Origin of the sequence: Dyadobacter psychrophilus (assembly GCF_900167945.1) — a bacterium.
Taxonomy (GTDB): domain Bacteria; phylum Bacteroidota; class Bacteroidia; order Cytophagales; family Spirosomataceae; genus Dyadobacter; species Dyadobacter psychrophilus.
This window is the reverse complement of the sequence record NZ_FUZA01000002.1, coordinates 13886-30308: the sequence shown is the minus strand read 5'-3', so window position 1 is coordinate 30308 and position 16423 is coordinate 13886. Positions and strand designations below refer to the sequence as shown.

At 46.8% G+C, this 16423-nt stretch carries 11 protein-coding genes; 7 read left to right on the top strand and 4 right to left on the bottom strand.

The window, feature by feature from the left end:
- Positions 1 to 42: 42 nt before the first annotated feature.
- Complete coding sequence (locus tag B5X68_RS07280; protein ID WP_082214064.1) at positions 43 to 1689, bottom strand: arylsulfatase; 1647 nt, start codon at positions 1687 to 1689, stop codon at positions 43 to 45.
- Between the two features lie 134 nt (positions 1690 to 1823).
- Here B5X68_RS07280 and B5X68_RS28585 point away from each other — a divergent pair, with 134 nt between their 5' ends.
- Entirely contained in the window at positions 1824 to 2012 is a 189-nt protein-coding gene (locus B5X68_RS28585) for a hypothetical protein (RefSeq protein ID WP_141110230.1), read from the top strand.
- A gap of 36 nt (positions 2013 to 2048) precedes the next feature.
- Here B5X68_RS28585 and B5X68_RS07275 read toward each other — a convergent pair whose 3' ends face one another.
- Positions 2049 to 3497: a SusD/RagB family nutrient-binding outer membrane lipoprotein gene (locus B5X68_RS07275; RefSeq protein ID WP_082214063.1), complete on the bottom strand. Its 1449-nt coding sequence runs from the start codon at positions 3495 to 3497 to the stop codon at positions 2049 to 2051.
- Positions 3498 to 3535: 38 nt separating this feature from the next.
- Positions 3536 to 6793 (bottom strand): SusC/RagA family TonB-linked outer membrane protein, encoded by a 3258-nt coding sequence (locus B5X68_RS07270; RefSeq protein ID WP_082214062.1) that lies wholly within the window; start codon positions 6791 to 6793, stop codon positions 3536 to 3538.
- 455 nt (positions 6794 to 7248) lie between these two features.
- On the opposite strand from B5X68_RS07270, the gene B5X68_RS07265 reads away from it, so the two are divergent.
- From B5X68_RS07265 to B5X68_RS07245, 5 genes are all read left to right on the top strand, one after another.
- Positions 7249 to 7671, top strand: coding sequence for a response regulator (locus tag B5X68_RS07265; protein WP_082214061.1), 423 nt, complete (start codon positions 7249 to 7251; stop codon positions 7669 to 7671).
- A gap of 274 nt (positions 7672 to 7945) precedes the next feature.
- Positions 7946 to 10606, top strand: coding sequence for a cation-translocating P-type ATPase (locus tag B5X68_RS07260; RefSeq protein ID WP_082214060.1), 2661 nt, complete (start codon positions 7946 to 7948; stop codon positions 10604 to 10606).
- A 154-nt stretch (positions 10607 to 10760) separates the two neighbouring features.
- Positions 10761 to 13151 carry a phosphoketolase family protein gene (locus tag B5X68_RS07255; RefSeq protein ID WP_082214059.1) on the top strand — a complete coding sequence of 797 codons (2391 nt, stop codon included), beginning with the start codon at positions 10761 to 10763 and terminating at the stop codon, positions 13149 to 13151.
- A 19-nt stretch (positions 13152 to 13170) separates the two neighbouring features.
- Complete coding sequence (locus B5X68_RS07250; protein ID WP_082214058.1) at positions 13171 to 13752, top strand: HdeD family acid-resistance protein; 582 nt, start codon at positions 13171 to 13173, stop codon at positions 13750 to 13752.
- A gap of 17 nt (positions 13753 to 13769) precedes the next feature.
- Positions 13770 to 15401: a L,D-transpeptidase family protein gene (locus tag B5X68_RS07245; protein WP_082214057.1), complete on the top strand. Its 1632-nt coding sequence runs from the start codon at positions 13770 to 13772 to the stop codon at positions 15399 to 15401.
- A gap of 102 nt (positions 15402 to 15503) precedes the next feature.
- Here the strand turns inward: B5X68_RS07245 and B5X68_RS07240 are convergent, their stop codons facing one another.
- Positions 15504 to 15701 (bottom strand): hypothetical protein, encoded by a 198-nt coding sequence (locus tag B5X68_RS07240; protein WP_082214056.1) that lies wholly within the window; start codon positions 15699 to 15701, stop codon positions 15504 to 15506.
- 206 nt (positions 15702 to 15907) lie between these two features.
- On the opposite strand from B5X68_RS07240, the gene B5X68_RS07235 reads away from it, so the two are divergent.
- Entirely contained in the window at positions 15908 to 16366 is a 459-nt protein-coding gene (locus B5X68_RS07235) for a hypothetical protein (protein WP_082214055.1), read from the top strand.
- The last annotated feature ends 57 nt before the right edge of the window (positions 16367 to 16423 follow it).

The following is a 16423-nucleotide window of genomic DNA, read 5'->3' as shown; positions in this document are numbered from 1 at the left end:
AAGTGAGTAATAAAGCGCGACGCTTGGCCTTATACGCCTTTGTTAAAAAGTAGGTGGTCGTCTGTTTGGCCGGGGCGCCTGAGTCCCTATCGGATTGGCTGGCTTGATCTTGTCGTAATCTACCACGCCCGTTTTTTCTGCCCATTTTGCATAATCGGCTGAGAGCTCGTTTACAATATCTGCTCTGCTGCCGGCAATGTCGGTCGTTTCACCCCGGTCGGTTTCCAGATTATACAGCTCCCACTTGTAAGCGGGGTAAGTCGATACGATTTTCCACTTGCCTTTTCGAACGGCCCGGTTGCCTGCGCGCTCCCAAAAGATAGGCGCTCCGCCACGGTCAACTTCCTGCGTTTTGCCGGTAAGCACTGGTAACAGACTTTTTCCAGGTAAAGGGTTGGTATTGACTCCATTGCTGGTTGCCGGGTAAGCAGCCTTTGCAAAATCGTAAAAAGTCGGCGCCAGGTCAATGAGGTGACCGGTGCCTTTTACAATCGTTCCAGCCTTGATCTGTCTGGGAAACCAGGCAATGAACGGCGCGCTGATCCCTCCTTCGTGCATATTATTTTTGTAGCTCGCATGCGGCGTGTTGGAAACATATGCCCAGGGCTGGTCCTGATAAACATATGACCCGGCAGAACCCGCTGGTCCTGAATTACGCTGCGGTTTACGCGGGGATGCACCAGCGTATCCGCCCTGCGCCCCATTGTCCGAGATGAAGATAATCAGCGTGTTATCGTCCTTTTTCAATGCTTTCAGTTTCTCGCGCAGCTTACCGATGTTCTGGTCCACGCGATCGACCATAGCCGCGTAAATTTCCATTTTTCGCTCCCATAGCAATTTTTCGTCATAAGGAACATTTTCCCAGGGCGTTACGTCCGCATCACGCTCGGCAAGTGCCTGATTTAAATCTGCTATTCCAATCGCTTTCTGACGTTGGATGCGCTCGCTTCTGAGCGAGTCCCAGCCAATGCTGTACTTACCCTTGTATTTGGCGATATCGGCCTCATGTGCCTGCAATGGCCAGTGCGGGGCATTAAATGCCAAGTAAAGAAAGAAAGGCTTAGGGGTTTTGCTTTGCTCCTCAATGAAAGAGATCGCATGGTCGGTAATTTCGTCAGTCAGGTATTTATCGGCCGGCAGGTTGATGCGTTTGTTGTCTTCAACCAGCTCAACTTTTGGCCCTTTGCCATATTTACCTAGATCAAAATAATTGCTGGCACCATTAATAAATCCATAAAAATGATCGAATCCACGCTGATTTGGCCAGGCCAGGCTATCATTTCCCACGTGCCACTTTCCGCTCAGCAGTGTGCTGTAACCAGCACCACGCAGCACTTCACCAAAGGTCAGCGATTCTTTATTCAAATATCCCTGGTATGCAGGCAGGCCCAGGTTCACATTGAAATAGCCCACGCCAGCCTTATGCGGATACTGGCCCGTGATCAACGAAGCCCGGGTTGGCGCGCAGATCGAATTGTTATAAAATTCACGGAACCGGATCCCCTCCGTAGCCAGCTGATCAATGTTGGGGGTTTTGATCTCCGAGCCATAAGCGCCGATATCTGAATACCCCAGGTCGTCAACCATTACTAGTATAATGTTGGGCCGCTGCTCGGCTGCCGGTTTTTTCTGCGCGAATGCTGTGGAAAGGCCCAATAAGGCACTGACAAAGAATGTAGAAATCTTCATACGAATTAGAAAATATAAGAAAAGGTCTAACCAATGCCCATGAAACTGAACAGGTTACAAATAAAAATAGCTTAGCAGCCTAAACCGCCTGACTTAAAGTTCAACAACAGCAAAAAGCGCCAGGGAGGAAAGAAATGGAAGAGACCACCATTTGGCTACTAACAGCTACCCGTTCTGAATGTGCATTCATGCGTGAGACAATTAAAATGCTAAAAAAGCCCCTGCTGGTGGCTAACAGAGAACCCTATAAAATTGATAGACAAAGTAAGGTTATAATGCGCGAAGAAAAAAGAAATTTTTTGAAAAATTATGCTGGATTATGAGAAATAAGCTCCGGGTCTACAACCCGAAGCTTACTGTCAGTAAATATCCCACCAGTTTTTGGTAGCCTGCGAATCGCCGCCGATACTTTTCGCGGCCTGCTCACTGTTCACTGCATTGGATGCGCGGCTGGCACTTGGATATTTTAGTCGTTTCACAACGCCATCTTTTACATCCTGGTCCAGACTCCCCGAAACCGGGGCGATGAATAACTCCGCGCCGTTTGGTTTCTTAATATCGAGTCTTAATCTTTCCATCCAGCCCTGAATGCCCTGCATATACAAAGCCAGCCACTTTTGAGATCCGATCACATTTTTCCAGTTGCCTCCTTTGTAAGGAACTTTGGCCAGATAAGTGCTCACAACCTTAGCATCCGTGATGCCCCATTGCGCCAATGCAGCATTGACTGCCTCGTTATAAAGTAGTTCAGCGGTAGCCGTACCCACATTCATGCCGCGCGCTGCTGCTTCGGCTTTGATGAATGCAACTTCGGCATAAGTGATCATATTCCCTCTTGCCGAACCGCTGTAAGCCATCACGCCGGGTTTGGATAGTCCGATCATGGTTGGTGTATTTGCCTCAGTACCATAAGGTTTACCCACATATTTGCCATTGGTTTCGTCAGGGCGGGCGTATACCGGAAGCCGGGGATCATTTGTTTGTGTAAGATAATCGACCACTGTGGAGGTCACAGCAAATTCTACAAGAGGCCGGTCCACATCGTTATATGGGAAACGGTTAGTCGCAGCTGCGGTATTATAAGGAAAAAATGCGTCCTGGGATATTGCGGTAAAAGTGTTTTTAACAGCATCTTCAATCACTGCCTTTGCTTCCGCAGGCTGCACATCGGCCATTCTCATAGCAATTCGCATACGAAGCGCATTCGCGATCCTGATCCATTGTGGCGCGCTCCCACCTCCGATAATATCCCCCCGGATCGCGCCTGAAGTAGGGCCAGCCAGTACGTCCACCTGCGTTTTGAGCGAAGCCAGCAAAGCCATGTACACATCCTTTCCTTTGTCGTAAACCGGCTGCACCATCACGTCTCCTTTTAATGCCTGAGAATAAGGAATGTCGACATAAACGTCCGTGAGGATATGGAAAAGCCACGCTTTCGAGATTTCCGCCACTGCCAGCATATGCTCGCTGGATTCTGCCGGATGCCTTTTGTAGTAATTTCCAATCTCCTGCAAATCCATCAGCGGCCCGGAATACATGCCATTCCAAAGCCCGTCGTTGGTAAACAGGAATCGGCTTTCACCCGTTTTGTCTGTTCCGGTCCAATATTGCGCGAGCTGCATGCCGATGCGCCCATTAAAATAGGTGTCGTAAAGCAGGTCAGAAGCTCGCTTTTGCGCATTTGCCATCAAAAATTCAGGCTGCGTCTCACTCGACCGCGCAGGGTCGCTGTTGAGGGTATCGTAGTTGTCGCATCCGGGGAAGACGAAAATGCACGCCGCCAGCAGGATAATGATTTTGAATTTCATATGAATATGATTTGGATTGAGTGCTTGGAAAAAACCGGTCAGAATGTAAAGTTCAGGTTTGCCCCGTAACTGCGTACCGGAGGTAATGCGCCACCTTCGAAGCCGATCTGGTTGCCGATCGAGTTGGTGATATTGGCCGGGTCCACGTTAGGTGCATTGCTTTTGATCAACCAGAGATTACGACCGGTAAGAGTGAACCGTAATGCCTGCATTTTAATCTTTTTTGCAAGCCCATCAGGCAGTTGCCAGCCCAGTCTGACTTCGCGCAGGTAAATGAAACTGCCGTCGTACAGGTTTGCTTTGCTGATCCGGTTTCCGCCATCGGAGTTGAAGTGCGTCCGTGCCGCTACAACAATATCGTTCGGGCTGCCGTCTTCTTTCACGCCGGGATTAACCAATCCGTCTTCGCGAATACCCGGCAAGGCAGTTTCCTCAAACATCCCGGATTTGTTTCCGTACAAATTGGTATAAGAAAAGAAATCACCTCCCTTTTGAAAATCAATAAGGGCGGCCAGATAAAGACTTTTATAGCTGAATGTATTATTTACACCACCAATAAAATCAGGGTTAGCGTCGCCGATAATCACCGGTGTGGGCGTCACTGCGTACGTTCCGTTGGCGCCTACTATTTTGTTGCCATTTCCATCATACACATAGTCCGTTCCCAGCATGGTACCGAGCGATTTTCCCTTTTGTGCCACCATCGAAACCCGGTTAGTACGTCTTTCTGTACCAATCACAAATCGCTCAATACCCTGAATGCTTTCGTCCGAGCTGTTCAGGTCAAGTACGCGGTTTTTGTTTTTGGAAAAATTAAGGGACGCTCTCCAACTGAAATTTTTAGTCATGATTGGCATGATGTTCATGGATAGCTCGATACCCTTGTTCTGCACCGTTCCGCCATTTACGATCTTGGTTGAAAAACCGCTCTCGGCCGGGATCTGTACATTCCAGATCTGGTTTTCAGTGCGGCGGTCATAATAAGTGAAGTTCACGCCAAGTATTTCATTGAAGAATTTGAAATCCACACCACCTTCCACTTCCGCTGAAAGTTCGGGTTTCAGTCGACTGTTGTGTAGTCTGTCCGGCGTGCTTTGCAGTGGGAATGTGCCAAATTGGGTAACGATGTCATAATATCTTGACACCGAATAGGGATCTGCGTCATTTCCGACACGCGCATAAGATAACCGCGCTTTTCCAAGCGTCAGCCACGAAGTTTTCTGGATCACGTCGGAGAATACAAATGAACCTGCGATCGACGGATAGAAGTAGGAGTAGTTTCCCGTTTGCTTCAAGGTCGAAGCCCAGTCATTGCGGCCCGTGGCAGTCAGGTACAGGTATTTGTTATAGCCCAATGTAACTGACCCGAACAGCGAATTGATCTGTTTGTTTCCGTAAGTGGTAGAAACCGTTGCCGGGGTGACTGAATTTTGAAGTACGTATACGAGTGGCGTTTGCAGCCCGCCGTTGGTCGTACCAGACTCTACGCTCGATTTGATGCTGAGGATATTTCCTCCCGCCACCGCTTCCAGACTGAATTTATCGCTCAGGTTTTTATTGACGTTCAGTGTAGCCTGGTAATTGTTTTCGTTGTTGCGAAGTTGTCTTTTTGCGTAGCTACCCACAAAAAATCCTTTGGCGCCGCGCACTTCGTCCATGTGATCGAAGTAATCGGAAAACACGCGCACGTCGGCAGAAAGCCAATCGGTGAACTTATAAGTTAGCCCTGCATTGCCGAAGTAGCGGTTATTTCTGTCCGTATTGTAGTTCTCATATTGGTTCCAATAAGGGTTTTGGCTGAATGCAGGTTTCTGGATATTCCACGCAGTCCGGTTCCACGATTGCTCGGTCCCATCGGCATATTTGTACTCTTCCAGATAATTATTGTCAATCTGCCGCTGACCATACATCACATAAAAAAGCATCGGGTTATTACCCATAAAACCGGTTCCCGGCCTGCCTTTCGAGTGGTCGTTCACATAGTTGATCCCGCCGCTGAATGTAAATTTGTCCGTAAACTTATAGGTTGTATTTAAACTAATAAAAAAGCGCTTCAGCTCGCTGCCCGGATAGATAAAGTTCTGTTTCGTTTGTCCGACAGAAAAGCGGATAGAGCCTTTGTCGCTGCTACTGGCGACCGAAAGGTTATTGGAAAAGGTAACCCCGGTTTTAAAAAAATCTTTTGCATTATCGGGCTGCGGGCTCCAAGGCGCGGTTTTTCCGAAATTCGGATTGTTCCTGTCCTGATCCCATGACCAATAGTGACGCACGAGTGTCCCGTCCATTTTTGGCCCCCACGATTCGTCGGTTCCATAGTCGGGTATAAGATCGTATTTACCTTTGCCATCGTTATCATCAAAAGTCCCGCCACCTGGCAGGAAGCCGCTAGGGTTGTCGTTTACATACAATTTGGTAAAATTAGCGCTGCCACCTCCACCATATACGTTTTGGAATTTGGGCAGATAAGAAACCTGGTCCAGCTGCACATTCAGGTCGTAATTCAGAGACAGATTGCCCGATCCCTTACCTGTTTTGGTAGTAATGTAAATAACCCCGTTCTGCCCGCGGCTACCGTAAAGTGCCGTCGCCGCAGCTCCCTTCAAAACGGAGATATTCTCGACATCATTGGGATTGATCAGCTGCGCCGGATTGCCATAATCGAAGCCGCCGCCGCCTGTTCCCTGGCCGCCCGTTACACTCGAAGCATTCATATTCATATTTGCCATTGGCACGCCATCTACGATAAACAATGCATTGTTGTTACCTGAAATGGATTTCAAACCGCGGATCGTGACGCGGGAAGATCCGCCCATGGAACCGCTGTTCCCACCGATCTGTACGCCCGCCAATTTTCCCTGTAACGCATTAATGTAGTTTACCTCACGCGCTTCCTGGATACTTCCGCCGCCGATCTGCTGGATCGCATAACCCACATTCCGGGTGTTTTGCTGCACACCAAGCGCGGTTACCACCACTTCGCCCAGACTTTTCACATCGGCCGAAAGGCGCACCGCCACTTCCGTCATTGACGGTGACACGTCCACATCGATCGTTTGGAAGCCAATAGAAGAAACTGTGAGCTTTTGATTACCCTCGGGAAGACTGATAGAGAACTTTCCGTCAGCGTCCGTGTTCGTACCCGACGTGGTACCCTTGATCAAAACGCTGGCGCCCGGAACAGCCGCATTGGCTTCGTCGACAACCTTACCGGCTACCTGCCGGGACTGCGCCTGTGCAGAAACGGCAAAAAATGCCAGTCCGATCAGGGCCAGTAGACAACCACGTATAATTCGCATAATAGTCTTGGTTTTAGGGTTTAGAGACAAACAACTATTAAAGCCTTGAAGAATAGGCAGATACTTGTTTGAATTGCCCTTATCGGCAAGCCCAGCGGAATATGTTATAAATGGGATATCTTTAAAAGTGTTTGTTTTGTACTAATAATGCTAGGAAAAGTGCCTAAATGACTGTAAATGATCTTGTTCCTGAAAATGATCCGCTGGAAACAGAGAGAACGTTGAAAAAGTGGATTTTTTGAAAGAAACTTCGCCATTCTGATCTTTAAAATAAACCGTAAGACAGCCGGAGTCATATATGTGTCAAAGTTGGGCATACAAGCAACTTGAACGGTGCAAATCCTAACTTAAATCCAAGGAGATGAGTTTTCTTCCGTTTCCTAAATTTTTTGAAGTTATATTTGAATACGTTGGCACAATCAGCATAGACTGAATTTATCTTAAACCGTTGCTCTATGAACAAGAAAGGCGAAATCGTCATCATCGAAGATGACGCCGATGACCGGTTTTTGCTAGAAGAAGTCTTTAAATCACTCGACTATCCCAACAAACGGATGTATTTTCACGAGGGGCAGGATGCATTGGATTATCTCCACAAAACAGCCAGTGTACCCTTTCTTATATTATCGGACATTAACATGCCCAAGTTGAACGGGTTTCAACTGAGACAGAAATTGCAAACCGACGCAGAATTGCAACTTAAATGTATCCCTTATCTCTTCTTTTCAACTGCGATGAACCAGAAAATGGTGATTGATGCATATAGCATTTCCGCGCAAGGGTTCTTTGTCAAGCAGAATTCATTTGCAGAATTAGAAAAGACGATTCGGGTGATCATGGAATATTGGACAAGGTGTGCAGCCCCCAATAACTTTTAAGATTATATTTTGCAGTGGGATTTCCTGCAATCCTTTTAAGCTTACCGGCTTGGGAAGCCGGGCAATATCTGCCTATGCTAGCAACGTGTTTTCCAGATTGACTGACTGCTTCAAACAGTCTATAACATCCTTTTGATATTGATAGTAATATCGCCAGGTGCAGCATAATTGACAATGGCTGCACCGACCAGAATCAATCCGACAACCACGCCAAGGGCTTACGGCATGCCTGATAGGTGTAATTTAAACAAGAAGTCATCCAATCCAGCACGCCATGCCCCAAATACCCCGCCAAAACATACCTGACGAGCTTGGCAAGCTAACATTGACAGACTCGAAAACCGGATTATCCAGCCAGGAGGCCGACTTAAGAATTCAGCAATTTGGTTTGAACGAACTGGAACAGGTAAAACCCGAAAGTATCTGGTCCATTCTGTTGCGGCAGGTCAATAGCGTCATTGTCTGGATCCTGGCAGCTGCGGCTGTGGTGTCTTTTTTCCTGGGTGATACCCTTGAAGGATATGCTGTGATTGCCGTCATTTTAATCAATGCCCTTACCGGCTTTGTTCTCGAATATAACGCACGGCAATCCATGGAGGCATTGCGAAAGCTGGATACGACGCCAGCCAGGGTCTTGCGCAACAAACTCATCGTTGAAATTTTATCCGAACAAGTCACAATCGGCGATATCCTAATCCTGGAAGCAGGGGATTTGATACCCGCAGATGCGAAGGTCTTGGAGGTCAACCAGCTCACGGTAGATGAGTCTGCCCTTACGGGCGAATCAGTTCCTTCCGGAAAAACCACGGAGCCATCATTGGAAGATGCTTCTCTGGGAGACCGGCACGACCAGCTCTTTAAAGGAACGGCCATTACCAATGGAAATGGCAAAGCAGTCGTCATCAATGTTGGACAAGCGACTGAGCTGGGCAAGATTGCAACAATGGTCAGTGAGGCCACTCGAACTGCCACCCCTTTGGAAGCAAAACTGGATTCCCTGGCAAAGGTGCTGATCTGGGTCACGCTCGGGATGGCCAGTTTATTTTTCGTGGTCGGTCTGATCAGAGGGCAGCAAATCAAACAATTGATAGAAACTGCTGTTGCACTGGCCATTGCCGCCATTCCGGAAGGAATGTCAGTGGTCGCAACAGTTGCGCTGGCTTATGGAATGCTGCGTTTGGCTGAGAAAAAAGTGATAGTGAAGCGCTTGTCTGCCGTGGAAACGCTGGGAGGGACGAATGTCATCTTTACTGATAAAACCGGAACCCTTACGGAAAATAAAATTGAGGTCCAGGCGCTCCGGGTATCAGGCAACGATTTAACCGTTAGTCTTCAAGCTAACGCCCATGGCCCCCTGACATTGGAAGTCACCAAAGGTGATCAGCAGCTGCTCCATTCACCTGATCTGGAAATGCTCGCAAGAATCGGCGCGCTGGTGAATAATGCGCAATTGTCTTCAACAAAATCCGAGCGGAAAGAATTGGGTGATCCCGTGGAAATTGCCCTGCTTGCCTACGCCAGGGCTGCCGGTATTGACCTGCATAAACTGCACCATGACTACAACCGGCAGGCCGAACAAGCGTTCAGTTCGGACACGCGCATGATGGCCACGCTTGACCGGGTTGGAACAGATTATTTCATTGGTGTAAAAGGCGCAGTGGAAGAAGTGTCTGCACTTTGCAATTGGGACAGTCAGGAAGATCGGGAAAAAGAACTTGAAATTTCCGAACAAATGGCCGCTGAAGGGCTCCGAACGCTTGCTTTTGCGTATAGACAATCCAGGGATAAACCAGAAGCAGATTTTACGAAAACGAAAAAGCTGACTTATGCCGGGCTGATTGGCTTTTTAGATCCGCCACGCAAGGAAGTGGTCAAATCGCTTAACGCGTGCCATGAAGCGGGGATCAAAGTCATTATGGTAACCGGTGATCATCCGGCAACTTCTCTTAAAATTGCCAAGCAGGTTAATCTTGTAGAAGCTGACGAACAGCTCGTGTTGACCGGGAAGGACCTTGAATCGTTTGATTTTTCATCTTCACAAGACCAGGAAAGGATGATGGAATGCCGTGTTTTTGCCAGGGTCAATCCAGCTCAAAAATTGGATATGATTGATTTCTATCAAAAACATGGAGACATTGTGGGCATGACCGGTGATGGTGTGAATGACGCCCCGGCATTGAAAAAGTCTGACATTGGCATCGCCATGGGACTGCGCGGGACTGCTGTTGCTGCCGAAGCTGCTGATATGGTTTTGAAGGATGACTCTTTCGCTTCCATCGTGCACGCAATTGAACAGGGACGGGTGATTTTTGAAAATATCCGCAAATTCATTGTCTTCCTTTTGTCCTGTAACATGAGTGAAATTTTCGTCGTCACCTTTGCAGGCTTTCTTAATGTCGGCAGCCCACTCCTACCATTACAAATCCTGTTTATTAACATCATTACTGACGTTTTCCCTGCTCTGGCGCTAGGCGTGGGAAAAGATAACAAGAACCTGATGAAGTCCCAGCCGCGGAACCCCAAACAGCCAATTTTGCAAATTTCCGATTGGAAAAGAGTTGTATTTTACGCATTGGTCATGACAGCTTCTGTGCTTGGCGTGTATTGGTATGCAACCGATCAACTGGGACTGAGCGCCGGGGAAGGAAACACGATCACTTTTTACGCGCTTTCCTTGGCCCAGCTGCTGCATGTATTCAATTTGTATTCAGGTAAGTTTCGGTTTTTCAACAATGAAATTACGCGGAACAAGTTCATATGGATGGCGCTGGTGCTTTGCCTTCTGATCATGCTTTTAACCAATTATGTTCCCTTTTTCAGGCAAATATTATTACTTCAAAAACTTGACCTGCAAGCGCTGGAACTGATCCTGGCAGCTGGTTTCATCCCTCTTTTGGTAAATCAGGCCCTACGAGCCCTGTTTCCCGTAAAATGATTTAGTTGTCTGATTATCTGTAATTAAAGGCCATTACTGATTAAAATAGCGTCACCTTTATAACTCATGCCTGGCGATAAAAAGTGATCAGACAGTTTAAAAAAACAGAGTTGTGATGGAAATAGCAACAGCAAGTCATTAAACGATAAAGATTATGGAAATGGAAGATGTTGAAGTGAAAACTTTATCCGCCGAACTGTTAAGAAAAATGAACGCTTACTGGCAAGCTGCCAATTATTTGTCCGTCGGGCAGATATACCTGTATGGTAACCCGTTGCTGAAAAAGCCTTTAACACTGGAACACATTAAGCCGCGTTTGCTGGGACATTGGGGCACAACGCCAGGGCTGAATTTTATTTACGTCCACCTGAACCGGGTCATTAAGCATAGTGATCTTAATATCATTTACGTGGCAGGTCCCGGACATGGCGGGCCCGGACTTGTGGCTAACACCTATCTGGAAGGCACTTACAGCGAAGTTTATCCGGATATCACAGAAAATGAAACCGGAATGCAGAGACTCTTCAAACAGTTTTCATTTCCCGGCGGCATTCCCAGTCACGTTGCGCCGGAAACACCTGGCTCTATCAATGAGGGCGGCGAACTGGGTTATTCACTTGTTCATGCATTTGGGGCCGTTTTTGACAACCCTTACCTGATCGCCGCCTGTGTGGTCGGCGATGGCGAGGCTGAAACGGGCGCCCTGGCCGCAAGCTGGCATTCTAACAAATTCCTGAATCCCGTCCACGACGGCGCTGTGCTTCCTATCCTGCATTTGAATGGTTATAAGATTGCCAATCCAACTGTTCTGGCTCGGATTCCAAGAAATGAATTGGAGCAGCTTTTCAGAGGCTATGGCTATAATCCCTACTTTGTTGAAGGCGATGATCCGGAAACAATGCATGAACTGCTGGCTACAACGATGGACATTGTCGTGGAAGAAATCAGGCAGATACAAAGCGATGCGCGAATTTATGGGTTCAAAGAGCGGCCCATCTGGCCAATGATTATTTTTCGCACTCCAAAGGGATGGACCGGACCCAAAACCGTTGACGGCTTACAGATTGAAGGCACCTGGCGCGCGCACCAGGTGCCGCTGGCTGAGCTGGCCGCCAAACCGGAGCATGTGCAAATGCTGGAAGCCTGGATGAAGAGTTACAAACCCGAATTACTTTTTGACGAAAATGGCAGGCTGATCCGCGAACTGGCTGAACTGGCCCCGGAAGGAAACCGGCGAATGGGAGCAAATCCAAGCGCTAACGGCGGCTCGCTACTAATGGATTTAAAAATGCCAGATTTCCGGGACCATGCCGTGGCTGTGCCAACACCCGGAAATATCGAAGCGGAAGCAACTTCAATTATGGGAGAATTCCTTCGGGATATAATGAAAACAAACTGGCACGAACGCAATTTCAGGATTTTCGGGCCCGACGAAACTTCGTCCAACCGCCTTTCGCATTTGTTTGACATTACGGCAAGAACATCCACAGCTGAAATTATCGAAGGCGATAACCACATTTCACCTGATGGCAGGGTGATGGAGGTTTTGAGCGAACATCTTTGTCAGGGCTGGCTGGAAGGCTATTTGTTAACCGGAAGACACGGCTTATTCTCGTGTTATGAAGCATTCATTCACATTGTGGATTCGATGTTTAACCAGCACGCCAAATGGCTGAAAGTTTCCCGGAACCTGCCTTGGCGCAAGCCTATCGCCTCGCTGAATTATCTGTTAACCTCGCATGTCTGGCGACAGGATCATAATGGAAACAGTCATCAAGATCCGGGATTTTTAGATGTTGTGGCCAATAAGACGGCAGAAATTGTCCGCATTTACCTGCCGCCGGATGCCAATACATTACTGTCTGTTACGGATCATTGCCTCAGAAGCCGGGATAACATCAATGTCATTGTTGCCGGCAAACAGCCTGAAATGCAGTGGCTGGATATGGAATCGGCGATCAAACATTGCACGGCTGGCCTGGGCATTTGGAAATGGGCCAGCAACGACGAAGGCTTTGAACCCGACGTGGTGATGGCCTGCGCAGGAGATGTCCCTACGCTTGAAACCATAGCAGCTGTTCAAATTCTCAAAGAACATTTACCGGAATTGAAGGTTAGGGTCATTAATGTAGTGGATCTTATGACGCTGCAACCCGAAAGTGAGCACCCCCACGGCTTGAATGATAAGGATTTTGATATGCTGTTTACCAAAGACAAACCCATCATTTTCGCGTTTCATGGATATCCGCTGCTCATCCACCGCCTCACCTACCGCCGGACCAACCACAAGAACCTGCACGTGCGTGGTTACAAGGGTGAAGGGACAACCACCACACCCTTCGATATGGTAGTGCTCAATGACCTGGACCGGTTTCATCTGGTCAGCGACGTAATTGAGCGTCTGCCTGGATTAGGTGCAAAAGGCGCCTATCTCAAACAACATCTTCGTGATAAGTTGTTGGATCACAAAGCATATATAGAAATGCACGGAGAAGATATGCCTGAGATTTTGAACTGGAAATGGAATCCAGCGGCACTGAAATAACAAGAATAAACTTACAGGAATGACAAGCGTTATCAAACAAGCCCAGCATTCTATTCACTATTGGTGGATTTTCATGCTCTCAGGAGTCGCCTTAATGGGATTCGGTGTCTACGTGGCACTGAATCCGTCCATCACATACGATGATCTGAGCATATTCTTTTCTGCTGTGCTGATGATCAGCGGGATTTGTGAGGCTGCCTTTTGCATAGAGAATCGCAAGTTTTTCAAAGGTTGGGGATGGTTTCTGACCGGGGCAATTTTGGACTTGATCTTTGGAATTATTTTCATGACTAATCCTATTCTGGCTGCTATATCTCTTCCTTTATTTGCAGGGGTCTGGCTTTTAATGCGCAGTCTATTGCTGATTGCCCGTTCCTTTCAAGCCAAAAAGAAAAGTTTAAGTGATTGGCCGTGGTTGTTGCTTTGGGCAATAACGGGAAGTTTCTTTTCTGTGGTCAATATCTATAACCCTTTGTTCAGTGAGGACAGATTGGTTATCTGGACCGCATTTGCTTTAATGGCAGTAGGAGCATTTTACGTTCATTTCAGTATGCTTATCAAAAATTCTCAATGGTGGATCAATGATAAAATATACAACTGAACAACGGATTTAATAATATGTGGGACCAAATTTCAATACGTATAATAAGCCGCATAAACGCTTCGCTCGTTGGTGTGATGATGGTAATGATGCTCGCTTCCTGTCAGACAAAGCAGGAGAAAAAGCGGCCGGAAGTTGCCAAAAGGGACACTTCAATCAAGACTGAGAATTCATTTACTCAACTTTTCATTGACACTACTGCATTGGCCCGCTTTACGCAATCACATAGCTCGGATGATAGCCTTGTCAACAAATTACAAAACTTTTATAACCGCCGAAACTATCAATTCGCCTGGTTTTTTCCTGATGGGATGGCCGAGTTTGTGCATACATTCCTGGCCCTGCAAAATGATTATATCTACGTTTCAGGTGATAGTTCGCTCTATGACCCGGCGCTTTTGGCAAGCATTGATACATTGGAACTACGAAAGCGCATTACTCCAACAGATCCGCTTGTAATCAAAACAGAACTGGCACTGACCCAACATTTTTTCAGGTACACGCAAAAGGCATATTCAGGCGATAGAAGTGTCAACATTCAGGAACTCGACTGGTTTATACCTCGTAAAAAGGTCAATCCCGCTGAATTTTTGGATTCACTGCTGAAAAACAAAGGGGCAAACCTAGCCTCCTACGAGCCCGTAAACCGCCAGTATAACCTGCTCAAAGAGCAGCTAAAAGTCTATCACCCGCTTGTCAATGAAGATTGGAAGGAATTAAATTCACCTAAAACGCTGAAATTAGGCGACTCATCCATAGCAATCCCTGAAATCAAAAGACGACTTGCATTGCTACAAGACCTAAAACCAGCAGATTCAACCAATCATTTTGATTCCACCCTTTTTCATGGCGTACGCTCGTTTCAGACCCGAATGGGGCTTAAAGCGTCCGGGCAGATTGGCTCGGCGTTTTACAAAGAACTCAATGTGCCCGTGCGTGATAGGGTCCGCCAAATGCTGATTAATATGGAACGGGTCAGATGGGTGCCAGCCGCTCCTGCGACAGATTATATACTGGTAAATATTCCTGAATACCGGCTGCATATGTATGAAAAAGGACAGCTGGCATTTAGTATGAATGCTGTGGTGGGCTCGCAGGTACATAGCACGGTGATATTTTCCGGCAAGGTAAACCAGATCGTATTTAGTCCCTACTGGAATGTGCCGTCCAGCATTTTGAAAAACGAAATCTTACCTGGTATCAAACGCAATAAGAACTATCTGGCGCGGCACAATATGGAGTGGAACGGCAGCGGTGTACGGCAAAAGCCCGGCAAGTCCAATTCCTTAGGACTGGTGAAATTTCTCTTTCCCAACAGTTACAATATTTATTTGCATGATACTCCCTCGAAAAGCTTGTTTGCAGAATCGCAGCGTGCATTCAGCCACGGATGTATCCGGCTATCAGAGCCGAAAAAATTGGCAGAATTTTTGCTTCGCAATGATTCTACCTGGACAACGGGCAAAATCACCGCGGCGATGAATAGCGGTAAGGAAAAATATGTGCGTCTTCGCGGGAGCAACGAGATACCAGTTTTCATCGGTTACTTTACCGCCTGGGTAGATCATACCGGCAAACTTAATTTCAGAAAAGACATCTATGGGCACGATCATAAAATGACCGAGAGATTATTCGCTTCGCCCGAATAAACGAATATGCTTTCCGATGAATGCTTTCCACATGCAAGCATTTATATGTAGGAGGCTTAGAACCGAAATCATAGCTCACAATGACCGTATAAACAGCTATGGTTATACAGGTTCAGTTAGATAATATTCATCAATTTGGTTCCAGGAATAGCTGTATGTGATCCCTCCCACTTCCTGCACAAAATCACCAGTTTCAGCATCGGTAAAACCCAGGCGCCAGTTGGTTGTATTTTTAATCCTAAATTTCAATGTCGAATTTGAGGGCGGGAGATCCTTTTTATCTAATATTTTGATTTTCATTTGCGAAGGTAACCTTATTCAGCAACAACCATCTATATTCCTTATAGGCTGTTCATTGAGGAAACCTTTTCAGGCACTGTATCCGATGTAATAATAAGCAGCCCGATATCTACTATTCCGGTTGTTGGTCTATTATTTTTCCGCTCTATATCCTTTCGACTTAATATTGTATGATGCTCAAATTTTTCACCTAAACAGTTTATACCATGGCACAAATCAAATTTCATCAGACGTTTATAAGGGTATTTACGCTGATTACACTATGCATCGCTGCATTTAGTTTTACAACCAAATTCGGATTGGACAGTTTTGCAATCTATCTGAATGACAAACTCGTCTTAAAGCAATCGGTTAACCAGCCCTTGAGCTTAAGGGGACTGCAACTGAGTAAAGCGAAGGAAAACGACCTGCTGCATATTAATTATACACATTGCACCATAAAAGGTGGCGCGGGTACTGCCAGAAGCATTATCCTCAAAGATGAGACGGGCAATGTCATTAAGAAATGGACATTTGCAGATGCTACCGGGTCGGATTTAAACATGGCGATAGCAGTAACCGAGCTGCTAGAATTAGAAAAGACGCACGCCAAGAAAGAGCTCAGCCTTCACTATACGTCTCGAGAGCTTCCTAGGGGCGAAATGCTGTCAATGCTTCTTCGTTAAAGTATTTTCAGCGCCAATTCCAGTGAACTCAAACCTTAATTATCTAAGATATAGCGA

What these genes read in the sequence shown, in the direction of transcription:
- B5X68_RS07280 (WP_082214064.1), bottom strand. Translation starts at nt 1,689, where the DNA reads ATGAAGATTTCTACATTCTTTGTCAGTGCCTTATTGGGCCTTTCCACA.
- B5X68_RS28585 (WP_141110230.1), top strand. Translation starts at nt 1,824, where the DNA reads ATGGAAGAGACCACCATTTGGCTACTAACAGCTACCCGTTCTGAATGT.
- B5X68_RS07275 (WP_082214063.1), bottom strand. Translation starts at nt 3,497, where the DNA reads ATGAAATTCAAAATCATTATCCTGCTGGCGGCGTGCATTTTCGTCTTC.
- B5X68_RS07270 (WP_082214062.1), bottom strand. Translation starts at nt 6,793, where the DNA reads ATGCGAATTATACGTGGTTGTCTACTGGCCCTGATCGGACTGGCATTT.
- B5X68_RS07265 (WP_082214061.1), top strand. Translation starts at nt 7,249, where the DNA reads ATGAACAAGAAAGGCGAAATCGTCATCATCGAAGATGACGCCGATGAC.
- B5X68_RS07260 (WP_082214060.1), top strand. Translation starts at nt 7,946, where the DNA reads ATGCCCCAAATACCCCGCCAAAACATACCTGACGAGCTTGGCAAGCTA.
- B5X68_RS07255 (WP_082214059.1), top strand. Translation starts at nt 10,761, where the DNA reads ATGGAAATGGAAGATGTTGAAGTGAAAACTTTATCCGCCGAACTGTTA.
- B5X68_RS07250 (WP_082214058.1), top strand. Translation starts at nt 13,171, where the DNA reads ATGACAAGCGTTATCAAACAAGCCCAGCATTCTATTCACTATTGGTGG.
- B5X68_RS07245 (WP_082214057.1), top strand. Translation starts at nt 13,770, where the DNA reads ATGTGGGACCAAATTTCAATACGTATAATAAGCCGCATAAACGCTTCG.
- B5X68_RS07240 (WP_082214056.1), bottom strand. Translation starts at nt 15,701, where the DNA reads ATGAAAATCAAAATATTAGATAAAAAGGATCTCCCGCCCTCAAATTCG.
- B5X68_RS07235 (WP_082214055.1), top strand. Translation starts at nt 15,908, where the DNA reads ATGGCACAAATCAAATTTCATCAGACGTTTATAAGGGTATTTACGCTG.